Below are 15,599 nucleotides of genomic sequence, written 5' to 3' on the forward strand. Positions count from 1 at the left end.
CGAGCGTCGTTCGCACCACGCGGTCGACGATGTCTCCGTGCTGGTTGCGGCCGGTGTGCTCGAGGGTGACGATACCCTCCCCTGGCCGGCTCTTCGACTCGCGCTTACCGGTGCAGACGGTTTCCGCGTACAGGGTGTCGCCATGGAACACCGGCTTCGGGAAGGAGACCTCGGAGAAACCTAGATTGGCCACGATGGTGCCGAGCATCAACTGCGACACCGACAACCCGACCAGCGTAGAGAGGGTGACGAGTTCACCAGCCGCTCGCCGCGAAAGACCGGCTGTTCGGCGACCCAGGCCGCGTCGAGGTGCAGCGACTGGGTGTTCATGGTCAGCGTGGTGAACAGCACATTGTCAGCCTCGGTGACGGTACGGCCCGGCCGGTGCAAATAGGTCGTGCCGATCTCGAATTCCTCGAACCACAGGCCACGCTGCACAACGGACTTGCCTTCGCTCATGACAAGCCCAGCGATCGCGCGTTCAGCTTCTTGCACTTCGGTGGTCCCTTCGCCGATTTCGAGGATCTTGCTGTCGCGGTAGTGCCGCGCCACCGGATACTCGTTCATGAAGCCGTACCCGCCGTGGATCTGGGTGGCGTCGCGGGCGTTGTCCATCGCGGCCTCCGAGGAGATCATCTTCGCGATCGCCGTATCCTTCTTGAAAGGCTTGCCCGCCAACATCTTTGCCGCGGCGTCATAGTAAGCGGTGCGGGCGACGTGGACGCGTGCCTCCATCCGTGCGATTTTGAAGCTGATCGCCTGGTAGGAACCGATCGGTTTGCCGAACGATTCGCGCTCCTTGGCGTACTTGACGCTTTCGTCCACGCACCCCTGCGCCACGCCGGTGGCCAGCGCGGCGATGGCGATGCGCCCCTCGTCGAGGATCGACCGGAAGTTCGCGTACCCGGTTCCCCGGGCTCCCAGCAGGTTTTCCTCGGAGACTCGGGCGTCGGCGACAGTCAGCGGATGGGTGTCCGAGGCGTTCCAGCCGACCTTGTTGTAGACCGGCTCGACGGTGAATCCCAGTGTGCCGTTGGGAACGATGATCGTGGAGATCTCCTTCTTGCTGTCGCCGACTGTGCCGGTGACGGCGGTGACGGCCGTTCCTGTTGCTGGGACTGGCACCGACCGGCTCAACGCTGGAGGTGCCCGCCGTGGTCGTGGTGAGATTTCGCGGCGACCTGATGGCCAGCGAACGGCTCTACTGGGACCAGGCGACGGTGCTGCGCCAGTTAGGCCTGATCGGCGAGGACCTGCCGGTTACCGACGTGCAGCCGGCTGAAATCCGGAGACTGCAACTGCTGGCCGCGGCCGAACATCTCTTCGCCGAGCGCGGGTTCCTCGCGGTCCGGCTCGAAGACATCGGAGAAGCGGCCGGGGTCAGTGGACCGGCCATCTATCGGCACTTCTCCAACAAGGAGTCGATGCTCGCCGAATTGCTCGTGGGGACCAGCGCCCGGCTGCTCGACGGGGCCCGGGAGGTGACCGAACGCAACAACGTCGCGATCGGCGCGCTGAACGGTTTGATCGAGTCTCATCTCGACTTCGCCTTCAGCGAACCGGATTTGATCCGCATCCAAGATCGCGATCTGGCGCACCTGCCCACGCCCGCAGAACGGCAGGTCCGCCGAGCACAGCGCCAGTATGTATGAGGTATGGGTCACGGTGCTGCGCGAGCTGAACCCGGCCCTGGCCGAAGCCGACGCGCGGGTGGCCGCGCACGCGGTGTTCGGGTTACTGAACTCGACGCCGCACAGCATCAAGCCCACCGAGAAGCCCGCCCGCGCGACGCGATCGCGCACCGTCACGCGGGCCATGACCGTCGCGGCGGTGGGGGCCGTAAGCCTGCGCGGCTGATCCGAGCGGGATCGAGTGAATCCCCGCCCAGCCGCCCGGCTTCGGTACCCTGCAATTTGTGAGGTGGACATGAACGATCCACGTCGACCCGACCGGTTCGGTCGCCCCGACGTGTGGTCCCAACCGACCGGGCCGATTGGCTCGCGGAATGCGCCACTCGCGGACCCGGCATACGCCGACCAAGCGCCCTACGCGCCCGCCTATGGCGGGTACGCGCCGCAGTGGGCCCCGGGTCGCAACAACACCAACCCCACCGCGGAGCTGCCGGCGTACTGGCAGCAGGATCAGCCGCCGGGTGGCCTGCCATCCGAGGGCACGCTTCCGCCGCCACCGGACGGCCCGAGATCGCCACACTGGTTGCTGATCGGCGCGGGCGCCGCGGTGATGCTCGTTGTCGCGCTGTTGATCGCGCTGGTCCTGACCAACGGCGCGATCAAGACTCAGACGGCGGTGCCGCCATTACCAGCCATGCCCGGATCGAGCGCACCCAGTCCCACACCGACGCCCTCAACGCGGACGTCACCGCGAACGCTGCTGCCGGCGCCGTCGCCGAGCGGCTCGGCCGGCCCGTCGGCCACCCCGGGCGCGATGCAGACCGTCGTCTACGACGTCAGCGGCGAAGGCCGCGCGATCAGCGTCACCTACTGGGACACCGGCGACGTCATCCAGACCGAATTCAACGTCTCGTTGCCGTGGCGGAAACAGGTCAGCCTGTCCCAGTCTGCGGCGCATCCGGCCAGCGTCACGATCATCAACATCGGCCACAACGTAACCTGCACGGTCACCATCGACGGAGTCCAGGTGCGCCAGCGTGTCGGGGCCGGCATCACCGTCTGCGACTCCGCCGCTCGCTAGAGCTGGTCGACGACCGAGACGTGCCGCGGCGGGACCCGGACCGCCAGCATCGCGAGCAATCCGGCGATCAGCACCAGTGAGATCCCGCCCAGCCCGACGCGAACGGCGCCGAAGACGTCGACGAACACCGAGAACAGCCACGGCGCTAACGCGGCGGCTCGGCCCGTCATCGTGTAGAGGCCGAACGCCACCCCTTCCCTGCCGTTGCGTGGCCATCTGCAGCAGCAGGGCGCGCGCCAAGGACTGCGAACGGCCCGATGAACAGGCAAAGCGCCAACCCGCACACCCAGAAGGCGATCGGCCCGGACAGCGCCATCATGGCGAGCGCCATGGCGATGATCGCCACCAGGGACCCGACGATGACCGGTTTGGATCCGAGCCGGTGATCGGCGAAGCCGCCGGCAACCGCGCCCACGGCCGCCACCACGCTGGCAGCGACACCGAAGATCAGGACGTTGGCTGGCGAGATGCCCCGTACACACTGACGCCCAGCACCGCACCGAACGCAAATACCGCCGCCAGGCCGTCCCGGAACAGCGCGCGGCGCCCAGGAATGTAGACCAGATTGCGGTCGCGCTTCCACTCCGCCGAAATCTCGCTCCAAAGCTTGCGGTAACCGCCCAGCATGATCGTCGGTTGGTACACCTCGCCGGTGTCGGGCAGTCGATCGCACTGCCCAGGTAGCCCGACGCCCACCCCAAGTCGGAGATCCGGCCGGCTGTCTGCGGCATCGAGAGCTGACGCAACATCGCGTTGTACGGCACGCTGGCCAGATCACCGCAGGCCGCTGTGGCGCCCAGCAACGCCAAACCGGCCCAAAGGTAGACGGGGACGGGTCGTGGATCAGAAACATCGCGCCGGTCAGCGTGACCGCCATTCCGGTGAGCACGATGCGGTGATGCCACCCACATGCCGACCAGTGGCGCCAGCACCGCGACCGTGAGCCCGGCTGTCGCCCCGGTCCGCCCTAGCCAGCTTTCCGGCGTCGTCTTGCCGGGCAAGCTCTCCCCCGCGCTGCTGGTCAGGTAGACAGAGCAAGACGAACGTCACGACGATCACGTTCAGGCCGGTCGATCCGCAGTCCCACAGCGCCCACGCCACCACCCGGGATCGCTCGATCATGCTCGTGCCCGGCTGTGGTTGGCCCATGCCCGGCAATCTAATTTGTTGGGCCGACAAGCCGGCGCGCGGGCGTGCCCCTGCTGTGGTCGTTGTCGGGCAAAGTCCGACGGCTGTCTACGATTGGCGGCATGCCGGTTCCCGCTCCCAGCCCATATGCGCGCGTCGTTGTCACCGGAGCTTCGCAGAACATCGGTGAAGCGCTGGCAGCCCAATTGGCCGCGCGCGGACACAACCTGATCGTCACCGCGCGGCGCGAAGAACTGCTCAACGCCCTCGCCGCACGACTGGCCGAGAAGTACGGCGTCATCGTGGAAGTGCGCGCCGCCGACCTCGCCGACCCCACCGAACGAGCCAAACTGTGTGACGAGTTGGCGGGCCGCAACATCTCGATTCTGTGCGCCAACGCGGGGACCGGAACGTTCGGTCCGGTGTCCGGGCTGGACCCGGCCAGCGAAAAGGCCCAGGTGCAGCTGAATGCCGTAGCGGTGCACGACCTTACGCTGGCCGTGCTGCCGGGCATGGTCGAGCGCGGGGCAGGCGGCATCCTGATTTCCGGTTCGACGGCGGGCAATTCGCCGATTCCCTACAACGCGACGTACGCGGCCTCGAAGGCGTTCGTCAACACGTTCAGCGAGTCGTTGCGCGGCGAACTGCGTCGCTCGGGTGTGCACGTCACGCTGCTGGCGCCCGGGCCGGTGCGCACCGATCTGCCCGACGAGACCGAACGGTCCCTGGTCGAACGGCTGGTGCCCGACTTTCTGTGGATCTCGACCGAACACACCGCGCGGGCCTCACTGAATGCGTTGGAGCGCAACAAGACGCGCGTGGTTCCGGGGTTGACGTCGAAAGTGATGTCGGTGGGCAGCGGGTATGCGCCCCGCGCGATCGTCGCGCCGATCGTCGGCAGCTTCTACAAAAAGCTGGGTGGCAGCTGACGCTTACTTGCGGCGCCGGCCGAGTGCCGAAGATGCTCTTGACCGCTTCGCGTATCGCGGTGTTGATAACGCTTTTGACGGTCGGGTCCTTCAGCAATTCCTCCCACATGGCCGGGCCCTTGAGTTCGTAGGCGCCGGCATCGGGGGATGTCGACGTCGGTCAGCGGCGCCGGGGTGTCGGGTTCGGTGCGTTCCGTCACGTTGGCGGTTTGGGGGCACTCTGGCAGTTTCGGGCTGCAGCACCGTCTGGCCGTACTTCTCCTGCAGCGGACTGGCTTTCACCATCGCGGCCATGGCCTGGGCGTCGATGGCGGCCATCAGCGACCGCGGCACCCGCATACGGGTCCACGCGACCGGCGTCGGCGCCCCCTTCTCGGAGAGCACCGTGACCACGGCCTCACCGATCCCCAGCGATGTCAACGCCGATTCCAGGTCGTAGACATCGATTTTCGGGTAGGTGCGGACGGTCCTGGAGAGCGCCTTCTGGTCGTCGGTGGTGAACGCACGCAGGGAGTGCTGGACTCGGGCGCCCAACTGGGAGAGCACATCGTTGGGCAGGTACGTGGGCAACTGGGTGCAGAAGAACGCCCGACGCCCCTTGGAGCGGATCGGCTTGACGGTCTGTTCGACCTGTTCGAGGAACGCCTTCGACGCGTCGGTGAACAACAGGTGGGCCTCTTCGAAGAAGAACACCAGCGTCGGCTTGTCGACGTCGCCGACCTCGGGCAACACGGTGAACAGGTCCGCCAGCACCCACATCAGAAAGGTGGAAAAGATCACCGGGCACAACGCCTGACCGCTGAACTCGAGCAGAGAGATGATCCCCCGGCCCTGATCATCGACAAGCAGCAGATCGCGCGGGTCGAGCTTCGGTTCGCCGAAGAACGTGTCCCCGCCCTCGGATTCGAGATTCACCAGGGCCCGCAGGATGACGCCCGCAGTGGTCGACGACACTCCGCCAAGGGACTTGAGATCTCATCGCCGGTGTCCTTGGCTCGCGCCGCGGTCTTGTCGTTGGCCTCCCCGAGGCGGGACAGGCCCGACAGATCGCCCTTCACGTCGGCCATCAACACCGGCACCCCCGCGGCGCTGAGCTGTTCGGCAATCAGCTGCAGGTTCTTGGTCTTACCGGTTGCCCGTCGCCCCGGCCACTAAACCGTGCCTGTTGATGGTGGCGAGTGGGATGCGGATCTGTGCCGTGGGGTCGGCGGCGCCGTCGAGACCACCGTGCCGAGTTCCAGCGCCTGGACGGCGTAACCGCTCGCAATCCGCTGAGCCGCCCCGTCCGCCGCCGATTCGGTTTTCATCGCGTCCCACCCTCTCCCCTGAGAATTGCAAAGTCCAGCAATGCTCACACTACTTGCCAGGGTGCGGCGGGGGCAGGGCCTTACGTGGGCATACGCTGAGCGCTGTGCGCGACGAATTGGTGTGGATCGACTGCGAAATGACCGGGTTGGATCTGCAGTGGGACAAGTTGATCGAGATCGCAGCTCTGGTCACGGATGCTGATCTGAACATTCTCGGCGACGGTATCGACGTGGTGATCCACGCCGACGATGCGGCGTTGTCGTCGATGATCGACGTCGTCACGGAGATGCACACCCGCTCCGGGCTGATCGACGAGGTGCGGGCGTCCACCGTCGACGTCGCCACCGCGGAGGCGATGGTGCTGGATTACATCGGCGAGCACATCAAGCAGCCCAAAACGGCGCCGTTGGCCGGCAACTCGATCGCTACTGACCGCTCGTTCATCGCGCGCGACATGCCCGCCCTGGACTCGTTTCTGCACTACCGAATGATCGACGTCAGCTCGATCAAGGAACTGTGCCGCCGCTGGTACCCTCGCATCTACTACGGCCAACCCGCCAAGGGGCTTGCCCACCGGGCGCACGCCGACATCCGGGAGTCGATCCGCGAGCTGCAGTTCTATCGGCGCACCGCGTTCGTACCCCTGCCGGGGCCGTCTACCAGCGAAATTGCGGCGGTGGCCACCGATCTGGGGGATGGACAGGACGCTTCGCAGCCAATTGATTCGGCCGTCGAGCCACATAACCGCTAAGATTGACAGCTGCTGCTTGTTAGGCTCCGGCCGGCGGCAGCCATGGTGGGTGTAGTTCAGTTGGTAGAGCGTCAGGTTGTGGTCCTGAATGTCGCGGGTTCGAGTCCCGTCACTCACCCCACTAAGTCGCACCGCTACCTATCCGAATACAGGTGGGGCCGTGTTGATTTCACGGTCAATGCGGCGGGGTGTGCACGGTATCAGTCGTCGCCGTGTCCGGGAAGAACAGAACATTTGACCGCTGCTGCATCGCCGTGACGGCGCTGGCGGACCCCGAATTGCCGACCGCCGCTTTCGCACCGTTGCGTCGCGTACTATCGCGAGATTACTTAGCTACGGAGTGGTCATGTCTGGTCTGAAGTGCAAAGTCGTCCTTGCCCTGGTGCTTGCGTTCACAGCCCCCGCCGCGTCGGGCTGCACGTTCACGGTCGTCTGCGAACCCCTGTTCGTCTGCGCGTAGCCACCTACCCGCGCGGCTCGGGCACTGGCCCGGCGTAATCCCCTGCGCCGCAACTAGGCTCTGCGACACCATCAGGTGTCGGCGTTGCCGGCTTTCCACTGCTGCCAGGGAATGTTCCAATCACCAAGGCCCTCGTCGCCGGGAAGGGTCGGCCCGACGGTGTTGACGACCACGACGATGTCCCCGCTCTTGCTGTGGTCGTAGAACCACTGGGCGTTGCTCGGGCTCACGTTCAGGCAGCCGTGGCTGGTGTTGGTGTGACCTTGTGCACCGACGGACCAGGGCGCGGAGTGGACGAAGACGCCGCTGTAGGACATCTGCGTGGCCCAGTCCACCTCGGTGCGATATCCGTTGGACGAATTGACCGGAACGCCGTAGGTCGACGAGTCCATGATGATGTGCCGATACCGGCCGCCGATGATGTACACGCCGTTGGCCGTCGGGGTGCTGTCCTTGCCCATCGATGTCGGCATGGTCTTCACGACCTCACCGTTGACCCGAACGGTCACCATCTTGGTGGTGTCGTCGGCGGTCGAGATCACCTCGTCGCCGACGGTGAAGTGGGTCTTGACGTTGTCCTCGCCAAACATCCCGTCGCCCAAATCCACGCCGTAGGTGTTGACCGCCACATCGACACTCGTGCCGGGCTTCCAGAAATGCTCTGGACGCCAACGGACTTCGCGGTTGTTCAGCCAGTAGAAAGCACCCTCCACGGGCGGGTTGGTGGTGATTTTGATCGCCTTCTGCGCCGCGGCGCGGTTTGCGATGTTCTCGTCGAACCGGATGGCCACCGGCTCACCCACGCCGACGACCTCGCCGTCGCCCGGGGCGACGTAGGGCATCGTCAGGTGCGCGGGCGAACTCGTCGAGAATGTCATCTGCCGGCTGGCCGCGCCGCCCAATCCGAGCGCCTTGACGGTCAGCGTGTAGCGGCGGTTGTAGCCGAGTTGCTCGGTGGTCGACCAATGCAACCCGTCGGGGCTGAGTTGGCCGTTGATGGTCCGGCCGTTGTCGTTGACCATCGTGACCGACCCCAGCACGCCGTCGCCGACACTCACCGTCACGGGTGCGTCGACGGTGACGCCCACGGCTCCGTCGGACACCGAGGCGGTTAGCTTGGGGACGAGTAGGTCGGCAAACGGGGTGCCCTTGTCGAAGATGACCTTTGCGGGCGCTGCGGTATGGCCGCTACTGCAGGCCGCAGCGAGCTTAGCAAACATAACTATGGCGATGGCCATCCACGATTGTCGTCTTCGCAAAGGATTCATCAAGTGACCTTTCACATCATCCTGTAACGTCCGGTCACCGCTGACCCTGCTTGGTTGTCAACATTCTAATGGCTTTTTCGCCACCCTTACGCCGCCTTCGATGAGTTGCGGGGTAGGGTGTCGCCGCCGCGAATCCACACCGGTCGGCCAGCGGGAGCGCGCCGCGTCACGGCCGCCAACTCGCCGGCGCCGATCCCGAAAGTCGCCCGTTGACCCATCGGTGCGCCCCGGCGCAACGTTTATGAATGCCCGGGGCCCCGCCGGTTACCCTGGAAGGGATCCGGGATTTCGTACTGCGGCCGAACGCCTGTTATTGTCGCAAAGCGGTCTGGATAACCGACGCGCCGTTAGCTCAGTTGGTAGAGCAGCTGACTCTTAATCAGCGGGTCCGGGGTTCGAAACCCTGACGGCGCACTTACCTCCATTGCTGGCGTGCAGCTGTGCACCCGAGCCCTCTATGCGCGAAACTGTATTCCGCGACGCATTTCGTGAGAAGAGGCGTCACCAGTTGCAGTCTCGCGGGACCTGCTGACGTCATATTCGTCCGCATCCGCAGTTGTTGGTAGTAGTTTCTTCTCGGCGCCAGGGAGCCAGGCGAGCTGCATCGCGCTCTAACATTTTCGGCGGCTGGTTCTTAGCCGTGGACCACGGCCGGCATCGGCGGCTTCACCGACATCGGCAGCTGGTGGTCGGAGCCGATCGTGTTCCAGAAGGCCGCGCTGTTCACCATGCTCTTCGAGGTGGTCGGCCTCGGTTGTTGTTTCGGGCCGCTGGCCGGCCGCTACTTCCCGCCGATGGGATCGACGAATGCCTGGTGCAGGCGATGCAGCAGCGGTGCGGGTTCGAGCCGGGCGACGTCCGGGTGGTGATTCTGAATGCACAACCCATCCATCGGCGCCGACAGGAGTACCGACTCGTGGACGCGGCGACGGGTGAATTCGAGCGCGGCTACGTCGACGTCGACGACATGGACACCTCCCAGCCGTGGGCCGACGACCTGCCGGTGCATGTCGGTTACCGGTCGCCGCGCCCCGACGACAGCAGGCGCCGCGCGCCAAGGTCCAGCAGGTAGCCGATGACACCAATAATCACAATGACCGCTACCACCTGACCGTAGGCCAACTGATCGCGCGTTTAGGATCTGATAGCCCAAACCCGAACGTACCCCTAGCATTCGGCGGGAACCAGGACCACCCACGCGATGCCGAGTGCGACCCGCAGGCCGATCTGCAAGTGCCCGCGGATGGCGGGCAACACCACGACCGTGAGCAACTCGGTTCGGATGGCGCCGAAAGACTTGGCGACCTGCAGGTAGCCGGGATCGACGGCGTGCACCCCGGCGGCGGTGTTGATCAGGATCGGCCACACCGCCGCGGCGGCGATCAGGAAGATCACCGGCTGGTTGCCGATCCCGAAGATCGCCACCGATATCGGCGCCCAGTACAGCGGTGAGATCATCCGCAGAAACTGCACCACCGGGCGGGTGGCGCGGTCGGCGACGTCGTTCAGGCCGATCAGCAGCCCGGTGGGCACTCCGATGACGGCGGCCACCAGCAGCCCGACCAGCAAGCACCACAGGCTGACCTCGGCGTCGGATAGCAGCGCCCCGCGTTGGTAGAGCTCGACGAGGGATTTGAGCACCTGGCCGGGTGTGGTCTGACGCAGCAGCGAGTGCGGGGCAGCCCGCACGGCGGTGGCCAGCCACCAGATCGCCACCGCCACCACGATCGCCAGCGCCGGTGGCCAGGAGCGGCAGCAGCGACCACTTGGGTGTCGGTGTCCTCGCCGCAAGCACCGCCTCATCCGCGGCCAGGTCGTCCACGGAACTGATTCCTTTGGTGGTCATAACGGCTGCACCTGTTCGATTCAGGTCAGATCAGTTGGCAGACCAAAGTTTTGCGGTCCGCCGTGTGCGGTCAGCGCGGTCCGTACAAAGGTGTCGTCAACGAGTTGCACATGCGCGGTGGCGGGGTCGAGGCGAGACAGGAATTGCCGGTCGCCGTCGACGACGGTGTCATGCATGGCCTCCACCAGCCGCCGAGTAAAGCTCGGGAACGGGAACGGCTGGAAACCCAGCCGCTGCGGTTGCCAATCCGGATGCGCGAAGCGGTAGTCCTGGGCGAGGTAGGTCAGGGCGGTCTTGATCGCCGGCACCGGCTGCGGCAGGTAGCCTCCCGTCGACAACTTCGCCGCAGCCGCGACACGGTCGGCGTTGATCCGTTGCTGGGCAAGCACTATCGAGTTGACCAGGGAGGCCGCCGCCTGCGGTCGATTGTCGATGAGGTCCTGGTTGGCGAGCACCACACAGCAGGCGCGGTCGCGCCAGACGTCGCCCAGAAAGGTGTGGACGCGTCCGATCTTGCGCACTTGGGCCATCGCGTTGAACGGGTCGGCCACCACGTAGCCGCTGATCGATCGATTGGCCAGCGCCGGCACCATGCCCGTCGGGCTCATCACGATCAGCTCCACGGTCCTGGCGCTGCGTGCGGCGCTGCGGCGCACCACCGGGACCAGGTCGTGGGTGCGCAACAGCTCCTGCAGGATGATGTTGTGGATCGACCCACCAGAACGGGATCGCGACTTCGGTGCCGGCAACTGCCCGAGGTCGGTGATGTGCGGCGCGACCGTCAACGCGCTGCCGTTGGTGTGGTTCCAGCTCAACACCCGAACCGCGCTGCCCAACAAGAACCGCAGCTGCAGCGCCGTCGGCATCAGCATGTGCACGGCGTCGACCTGCCAGGTGACAAACGCCTCGGCCAGCGACGCCCAGCTGCGGAAGAGCACAGGCCGCGCCGAACTCACGACGCCCGGCTGATACAGGCAGGCCGAATGGGCGATCAGCAGCGGCGCGGCATCGGTGATCGGCAGGTAGCCGATGCGCAGCTGCCCGCTGGTGTTGGTGCGGTCGACGGTCGCGGCGCGAGCGAGGTCGGCCAGGCCGGCCAGTCCCCCCGCTGCGGCCAGCGCGACCGCGCCCGTCAGCGCCGACCGAAAGGTGAGCAGACGGCCGCTCACTGATCGGCCATGCGGTAGTGGTCCAGGATTTCCTGCCGCAGCTGTTCTTTGTCGGCATCACCGGGGCGCCATTCCCGTCGGATCCGTCCGTCGCCGCCGAGCAGCACGATGCGGCTGGCCAGCAGCAAGGCCTCGTCGACGTCGTGGGTGACCAGCACCACCGTGATCCCGAGTTCGGCGGCCAGGTCGGCCAGCCAGGTCTGCAAATCGCCGCGGATGGCCGGGTCGAGGGCACTGAACGACTCGTCCAGCAGCAGGCGCGGCCGGGTCGCGACCGCCCGGATGATCGAAACCCGCTGGGCCTGGCCTCCCGAGAGCTCATCGGTATACTGGTAAATGATGTATTCCAAGTCGAACCGCAGCAGCAACTCGCGGGCGTACTCGGGCTCGAAGGATTTGCGATTCGCGGCGAATCGCTCTGCGAACACGACGTTTTCACCCGCCGTCAACCACGGCATGGGCAGCGGCTGCTGGAACACCACGCCGGTGTGCGGTCGGGTCACGCCGTCGCCGCCCGACCACTCGACCGTTCCCGACGTCAAGTTTTCCAGCCCGGCGATCACCCGGAGCAGGGTGGGCTTGCCGCTTCCGCTTCGCCCGAGGACCGCCAAGAAATTGCCGTCGTCGATGGTCAGGTCAGCCGGAATTGCCGCCCCGAAGTGCTTGTAGCCATTGACTATTCGTACTGTGCCAGCTGGCACGACCGTTGTCCTTTCGGTGCGATCCGGCACCGGCTGCACATGTCACCGAGGCTCGGCAAGATCGCGACGCTTCCACAGACAGACCGCTCTGTCTATTTCGGTTGAGCCGGCGCGCGGCGCATTGACACCGGCCGGGCGCCGGGGCGGCCGAGGAGTCGTCGCACGAATTTCGCAGCAGCAACGAAACTCGTTTCTGTGCAACGCAATACATTTCAATGTGGTTGAGAACCGATGAACGCGCTGCCAGCAGAACGCCGGCATGACCACGTTCTTCCGTCGGGCGAAATCGGATCGCGCTGATCGGAACCGGCCTGCCGCCGCGGCGGGTTAACGGCGCCGGGCCCGGCTGATGAAGTCGGCAGCCAGGCGCCGGCTGATCTCGATCGGCACCACGGATTGTGCGAGCTTGGAGCCCGCCAGGGCCCCGCCGTAGAGCAGCTGCAGCTGGCGGGCCGTCGCGGCGGGGCGCGCGACACCGGCGCGGTGCGCGTCGATCGGCGCGAAACGCTCGCCGGGAAATTCCGTGACGACGGTGGCGTAGAGGCAACCAGGAAAGTCGCAGCGCGACCCGTTGGCGATGGCCAAATCGAAAAACCCAGCGCCTTCGGTCGAGCTGGTCAAGGTCGCGGCGGCGTCGTCCCATCGCTTCCGATTGGCGTGGTCCAACACCGCCAAGTAGGCGTCGACCAGAACCGCCTTCGAGCCGTAGGGATCTATCTATAGAGGCTGGCTTCCGCGCCTCCGGACTCGTGCAGGATCCGATCGACGCCGACCGCCGCGGTTCGACGGCCGCCGCGAGCGGGTCAGCGGTTCCTGACCCGACGCACCACGATCACGACGACCAGGGCCCCGATGCCGGCCAGCGAGGCGGCAACCGCGGGTTTTGTCACGAATCCGATCACCCGGACCTTGATGTCGTCGGCCAGGCGGCGCGGGTTGGCACGCTCGGCAAGGGAGTCGACGGTGGCCGCGAGCTGGTCGCGGGCGGCATCGATCTCCTGCTTGATGGTGTCGGGATCGCGGTCCACCACGTGTCTGTTCTCCATGTCGCCCGGTGCGCCTGACGAACTACCCTAGTGCCAACGCTCTGGTGAACCGAAAGGGGAAGCACCTTGACCGAGACCACGCGCCTGGCGCCGGGGGACAAAGCACCCGCATTTAGTCTTCCCGACGCTGACGGCAACAAGGTGTCGCTGGCCGATTACAAGGGCCGGCGCGTCATCGTCTACTTCTACCCCGCAGCCTCAACGCCGGGCTGCACCATACAGGCGTGCGACTTCCGCGACAGCCTGGCCGAGCTCAACGAGGCCGGGCTCGACGTCGTCGGGACCTCCCCCGACAAGCCCGAGAAGCTGGCCAAGTTCCGCGACGCTGAGGGGCTGACATTTCCGCTGCTGTCCGATCCCGACCGTAAGGTGCTGACGGCCTACGGCGCCTACGGCGAAAAGCAGATGTACGGCAAGACGGTCACCGGCGTCATCCGTTCGACGTTCGTGGTCGACGAGAAGGGTAAGATCGCCGTCGCCCGGTACAACGTCAAGGCCACCGGTCACGTCGCCAAGCTGCGCCGCGACCTGTCCGTCTAGGCCAGGTTGGCCAGCAGCAGCGCCTCGGCGGTCGCCGCGCGTTCTAGGACGCCCAGATGCAGGCTCTCGTTGATGCTGTGGGCCTGTGTCCCGGGATCTTCCACGCCGGTGACGAGGATCTTCGCCTCGGGAAACGCCGCGGCGAACTCGACGATAAACGGAATCGACCCGCCCATCCCCATGTCGATCGGGTCGGTTCTCCACGCCTGGCGAAAGGCGTGCCGGGCGGCGTCGTAGACGCTGCCGCTGGCGTCGATCGCGTAGGGCTCGCCCAGGTCGCCGCGGGTGACGGTGAGCTGGGCGCCCCACGGTACATGCTGTTGCAGGTGCGCGGTCATCGCGTCCAGGTGCGCGGCCGCGTCACCGCCGGGCGCGACGCGCATGCTGATCTTGGCCCGGGCCCGCGGGATCAGCGTGTTCGACGCCTTGTCGATGGGCGTGGTGTCGATCCCGATCACGGTGATCGCGGGTTTGGCCCACAGCCGCTGCGGCACCGACCCGGAGCCGATCTCGGACACCCCGTCCAGCAGGCCCGAGTCAGCACGCACCCGCTCGGGCGGGTAATCCACTGCGGCAGCGGTACTTTCGTGTAATCCGGCGACGGCCACTTTCCCGTCGTCGTCGTGCAGGCTGGCCAGCAGCCGCACCAGCACGGTTAGCGCGTCGGGTACCACGCCGCCCCACAGGCCGGAGTGCAGCCCGTGGTCGAGCGTGGCCACCTCCACCACGCAGTCGACCAGACCGCGCAGCGTCACCGTGAGCGCCGGGATCTCGGTACTCCAGTTGTCCGAGTCGGTGATCACGATAACGTCGGCGACCAGCGCGTCGCGATGGGCGGCCAGCAGCCGGCCCAGCGACGGCGACCCGGATTCCTCCTCGCCCTCGACGAACACCGTCACACCGACGGGTGGATTGCCGTCATGGGCCCGGAAGGCAGCCAAATGCGTTGCGATGCCGGCCTTGTCGTCGGCGGTGCCACGCCCGTACAGCCGGCCGTCGCGCTCGATCGGCTCGAACGGCGGCGACGCCCACTGGCTGCGGTCACCCTCGGGTTGCACGTCGTGGTGGGCATACAGCAGCACGGTGGGCGCACCGGCTGGCGCCGGATAGTGAGCGATGACGGCCGGGGCGCCACCCTCGCTGACAATGCGCACATCGCCAAACCCGGCCTGGGACAACAGGTCAGCCACTGCTTGTGCGCTTTTGTGCACCTCGTCGCGGCGGCCGGGGTCGGCCCACACCGATTCGATGCGCACCAGGTCCTCGAGGTCGCGGCGCACCGAGGGCAGCAGCTCACGGACGCGCTCGATCGGATCGCTCATGGTTTCGAGGTTATGCGGTCACGGCGTTTCGAGGATGGCCACCGCGGCCGCGGTATCGCCCTCGTGCGTCAACGACACATGAATGGTCACCTCGGCCAGGTGCTTGGCGATGTCCCCGGACAACCGCACCCGTGGGCGTCCCCACATGTCGGTGACGAGCTCGATATCGCGGTGGATGTCTTCCGGCAGCACCGGGCGCTGGGAGAACCGCGATCCCGACCACGCCTTGATCACGGCCTCTTTCGCCGCCCAGCGCGCCGCGAGGTGACGCGCCGCCGATGAGCTCTTGTCCGAGGCGTCCCGACGCTCGCCGGGCGTAAACGTCTCGGAGAAGACGGTGCCCGGCTGGTCGACCTGCTCGGCGAAGTCAGGGATGGAAACGAGATCTATCCCCACACCGACAATGCCCATGGCTCGCC

12 protein-coding genes, 2 tRNA genes and 7 pseudogenes are annotated in these 15,599 nt (G+C 66.2%); 9 read left to right on the plus strand and 12 right to left on the minus strand.

The annotated features are described in order from the left end of the window. Window positions 1-109 precede the first annotated feature (109 nt). Window positions 110-459 (minus strand): annotated as a pseudogene (locus FQ389_RS00695) (MaoC family dehydratase); the annotation flags it as partial. Beyond that, window positions 456-1,110: pseudogene (locus tag FQ389_RS00700) on the minus strand (acyl-CoA dehydrogenase family protein); the annotation flags it as partial. The pseudogenes FQ389_RS00700 and FQ389_RS00695, both read right to left, overlap by 4 nt. Window positions 1,111-1,238: 128 nt before the next feature. Between FQ389_RS00700 and FQ389_RS00705 the strand changes: the two are divergent. Together FQ389_RS00705 and FQ389_RS00710 are read left to right on the plus strand one after the other, a co-directional pair. Beyond that, window positions 1,239-1,857 (plus strand): annotated as a pseudogene (locus FQ389_RS00705) (SACE_7040 family transcriptional regulator). Window positions 1,858-1,926: 69 nt separating this feature from the next. After that, window positions 1,927-2,712, plus strand: coding sequence for an MmpS family transport accessory protein (locus FQ389_RS00710; RefSeq protein ID WP_144205897.1), 786 nt, complete (start codon window positions 1,927-1,929; stop codon window positions 2,710-2,712). Here FQ389_RS00710 and FQ389_RS00715 read toward each other — a convergent pair. After that, window positions 2,709-3,861, minus strand: a pseudogene (locus FQ389_RS00715) (MFS transporter). The gene FQ389_RS00710 and the pseudogene FQ389_RS00715 overlap by 4 nt on opposite strands. 101 nt (window positions 3,862-3,962) lie before the next feature. Between FQ389_RS00715 and cmrA the strand changes: the two are divergent. Beyond that, window positions 3,963-4,769: a mycolate reductase gene (gene cmrA, locus FQ389_RS00720; RefSeq protein WP_144205793.1), complete on the plus strand. Its 807-nt coding sequence runs from the start codon at window positions 3,963-3,965 to the stop codon at window positions 4,767-4,769. Window positions 4,770-4,791: 22 nt separating this feature from the next. Here the strand turns inward: cmrA and FQ389_RS00725 are convergent. Next, window positions 4,792-6,076: pseudogene (locus FQ389_RS00725) on the minus strand (helicase HerA-like domain-containing protein); the annotation flags it as partial. Between the two features lie 104 nt (window positions 6,077-6,180). Between FQ389_RS00725 and orn the strand changes: the two are divergent. Both orn and FQ389_RS00735 read left to right on the plus strand, forming a co-directional pair. Further along, entirely contained in the window at window positions 6,181-6,828 is a 648-nt protein-coding gene (gene orn, locus FQ389_RS00730) for an oligoribonuclease (protein ID WP_144205794.1), read from the plus strand. A 45-nt stretch (window positions 6,829-6,873) separates the two neighbouring features. After that, window positions 6,874-6,949: transfer RNA gene (locus FQ389_RS00735), tRNA-His, on the plus strand. Between the two features lie 410 nt (window positions 6,950-7,359). On the opposite strand, the gene FQ389_RS00740 is transcribed toward FQ389_RS00735, so the two are convergent. Further along, window positions 7,360-8,526, minus strand: coding sequence for a L,D-transpeptidase (locus FQ389_RS00740; protein WP_407662714.1), 1,167 nt, complete (start codon window positions 8,524-8,526; stop codon window positions 7,360-7,362). A gap of 371 nt (window positions 8,527-8,897) precedes the next feature. On the opposite strand from FQ389_RS00740, the gene FQ389_RS00745 reads away from it, so the two are divergent. The 3 genes and pseudogenes from FQ389_RS00745 to FQ389_RS00755 form a co-directional block, all read left to right on the plus strand. Beyond that, window positions 8,898-8,970, plus strand: a tRNA-Lys gene (locus FQ389_RS00745). 287 nt (window positions 8,971-9,257) lie between these two features. Then, entirely contained in the window at window positions 9,258-9,425 is a 168-nt protein-coding gene (locus FQ389_RS21855) for a DUF3556 domain-containing protein (RefSeq protein WP_407662715.1), read from the plus strand. Continuing rightward, window positions 9,359-9,628, plus strand: a pseudogene (locus FQ389_RS00755) (DUF3556 domain-containing protein); the annotation flags it as partial. The gene FQ389_RS21855 and the pseudogene FQ389_RS00755, both read left to right, overlap by 67 nt. Here the strand turns inward: FQ389_RS00755 and FQ389_RS00760 are convergent. The 5 genes and pseudogenes from FQ389_RS00760 to FQ389_RS00780 form a co-directional block, all read right to left on the minus strand. Next, window positions 9,571-10,359 (minus strand): annotated as a pseudogene (locus FQ389_RS00760) (ABC transporter permease). The pseudogenes FQ389_RS00755 and FQ389_RS00760 sit on opposite strands and share 58 nt — an antisense overlap. A gap of 63 nt (window positions 10,360-10,422) precedes the next feature. Continuing rightward, window positions 10,423-11,571, minus strand: coding sequence for an ABC transporter substrate-binding protein (locus FQ389_RS00765; protein ID WP_144205796.1), 1,149 nt, complete (start codon window positions 11,569-11,571; stop codon window positions 10,423-10,425). After that, a complete protein-coding gene (locus FQ389_RS00770) occupies window positions 11,568-12,272 on the minus strand; it encodes an ABC transporter ATP-binding protein (RefSeq protein WP_144205797.1) in 705 nt (234 codons plus the stop codon). The genes FQ389_RS00765 and FQ389_RS00770 overlap by 4 nt, the downstream gene beginning before the upstream one ends. A 327-nt stretch (window positions 12,273-12,599) precedes the next feature. Further along, window positions 12,600-12,947: a hypothetical protein gene (locus FQ389_RS00775; RefSeq protein WP_260860324.1), complete on the minus strand. Its 348-nt coding sequence runs from the start codon at window positions 12,945-12,947 to the stop codon at window positions 12,600-12,602. A gap of 128 nt (window positions 12,948-13,075) precedes the next feature. Next, window positions 13,076-13,303, minus strand: a complete 228-nt coding sequence (locus FQ389_RS00780; RefSeq protein WP_144205798.1) for a DUF3618 domain-containing protein — start codon at window positions 13,301-13,303, stop codon at window positions 13,076-13,078. 81 nt (window positions 13,304-13,384) lie between these two features. On the opposite strand from FQ389_RS00780, the gene bcp reads away from it, so the two are divergent. Continuing rightward, window positions 13,385-13,858, plus strand: coding sequence for a thioredoxin-dependent thiol peroxidase (bcp, locus tag FQ389_RS00785; RefSeq protein WP_144205799.1), 474 nt, complete (start codon window positions 13,385-13,387; stop codon window positions 13,856-13,858). On the opposite strand, the gene FQ389_RS00790 is transcribed toward bcp, so the two are convergent. Next, window positions 13,855-15,180 (minus strand): dipeptidase, encoded by a 1,326-nt coding sequence (locus FQ389_RS00790; protein ID WP_144205800.1) that lies wholly within the window; start codon window positions 15,178-15,180, stop codon window positions 13,855-13,857. The two genes, bcp and FQ389_RS00790, sit on opposite strands and share 4 nt — an antisense overlap. A gap of 18 nt (window positions 15,181-15,198) precedes the next feature. Further along, a complete protein-coding gene (gene acpS, locus FQ389_RS00795; RefSeq protein ID WP_144205801.1) occupies window positions 15,199-15,591 on the minus strand; it encodes a holo-ACP synthase AcpS in 393 nt (130 codons plus the stop codon). Between the last annotated feature and the right edge of the window lie 8 nt (window positions 15,592-15,599).

The organism is Mycobacterium tilburgii (assembly GCF_902168065.1).
Lineage (GTDB): Bacteria > Actinomycetota > Actinomycetes > Mycobacteriales > Mycobacteriaceae > Mycobacterium > Mycobacterium tilburgii.

What these genes read in the sequence shown, in the direction of transcription:
- FQ389_RS00710 (WP_144205897.1), top strand. Translation starts at nt 1,927, where the DNA reads ATGAACGATCCACGTCGACCCGACCGGTTCGGTCGCCCCGACGTGTGG.
- cmrA (WP_144205793.1), top strand. Translation starts at nt 3,963, where the DNA reads ATGCCGGTTCCCGCTCCCAGCCCATATGCGCGCGTCGTTGTCACCGGA.
- FQ389_RS00740 (WP_407662714.1), bottom strand. Translation starts at nt 8,526, where the DNA reads ATGGCCATCGCCATAGTTATGTTTGCTAAGCTCGCTGCGGCCTGCAGT.
- FQ389_RS00790 (WP_144205800.1), bottom strand. Translation starts at nt 15,180, where the DNA reads ATGAGCGATCCGATCGAGCGCGTCCGTGAGCTGCTGCCCTCGGTGCGC.
- acpS (WP_144205801.1), bottom strand. Translation starts at nt 15,591, where the DNA reads ATGGGCATTGTCGGTGTGGGGATAGATCTCGTTTCCATCCCTGACTTC.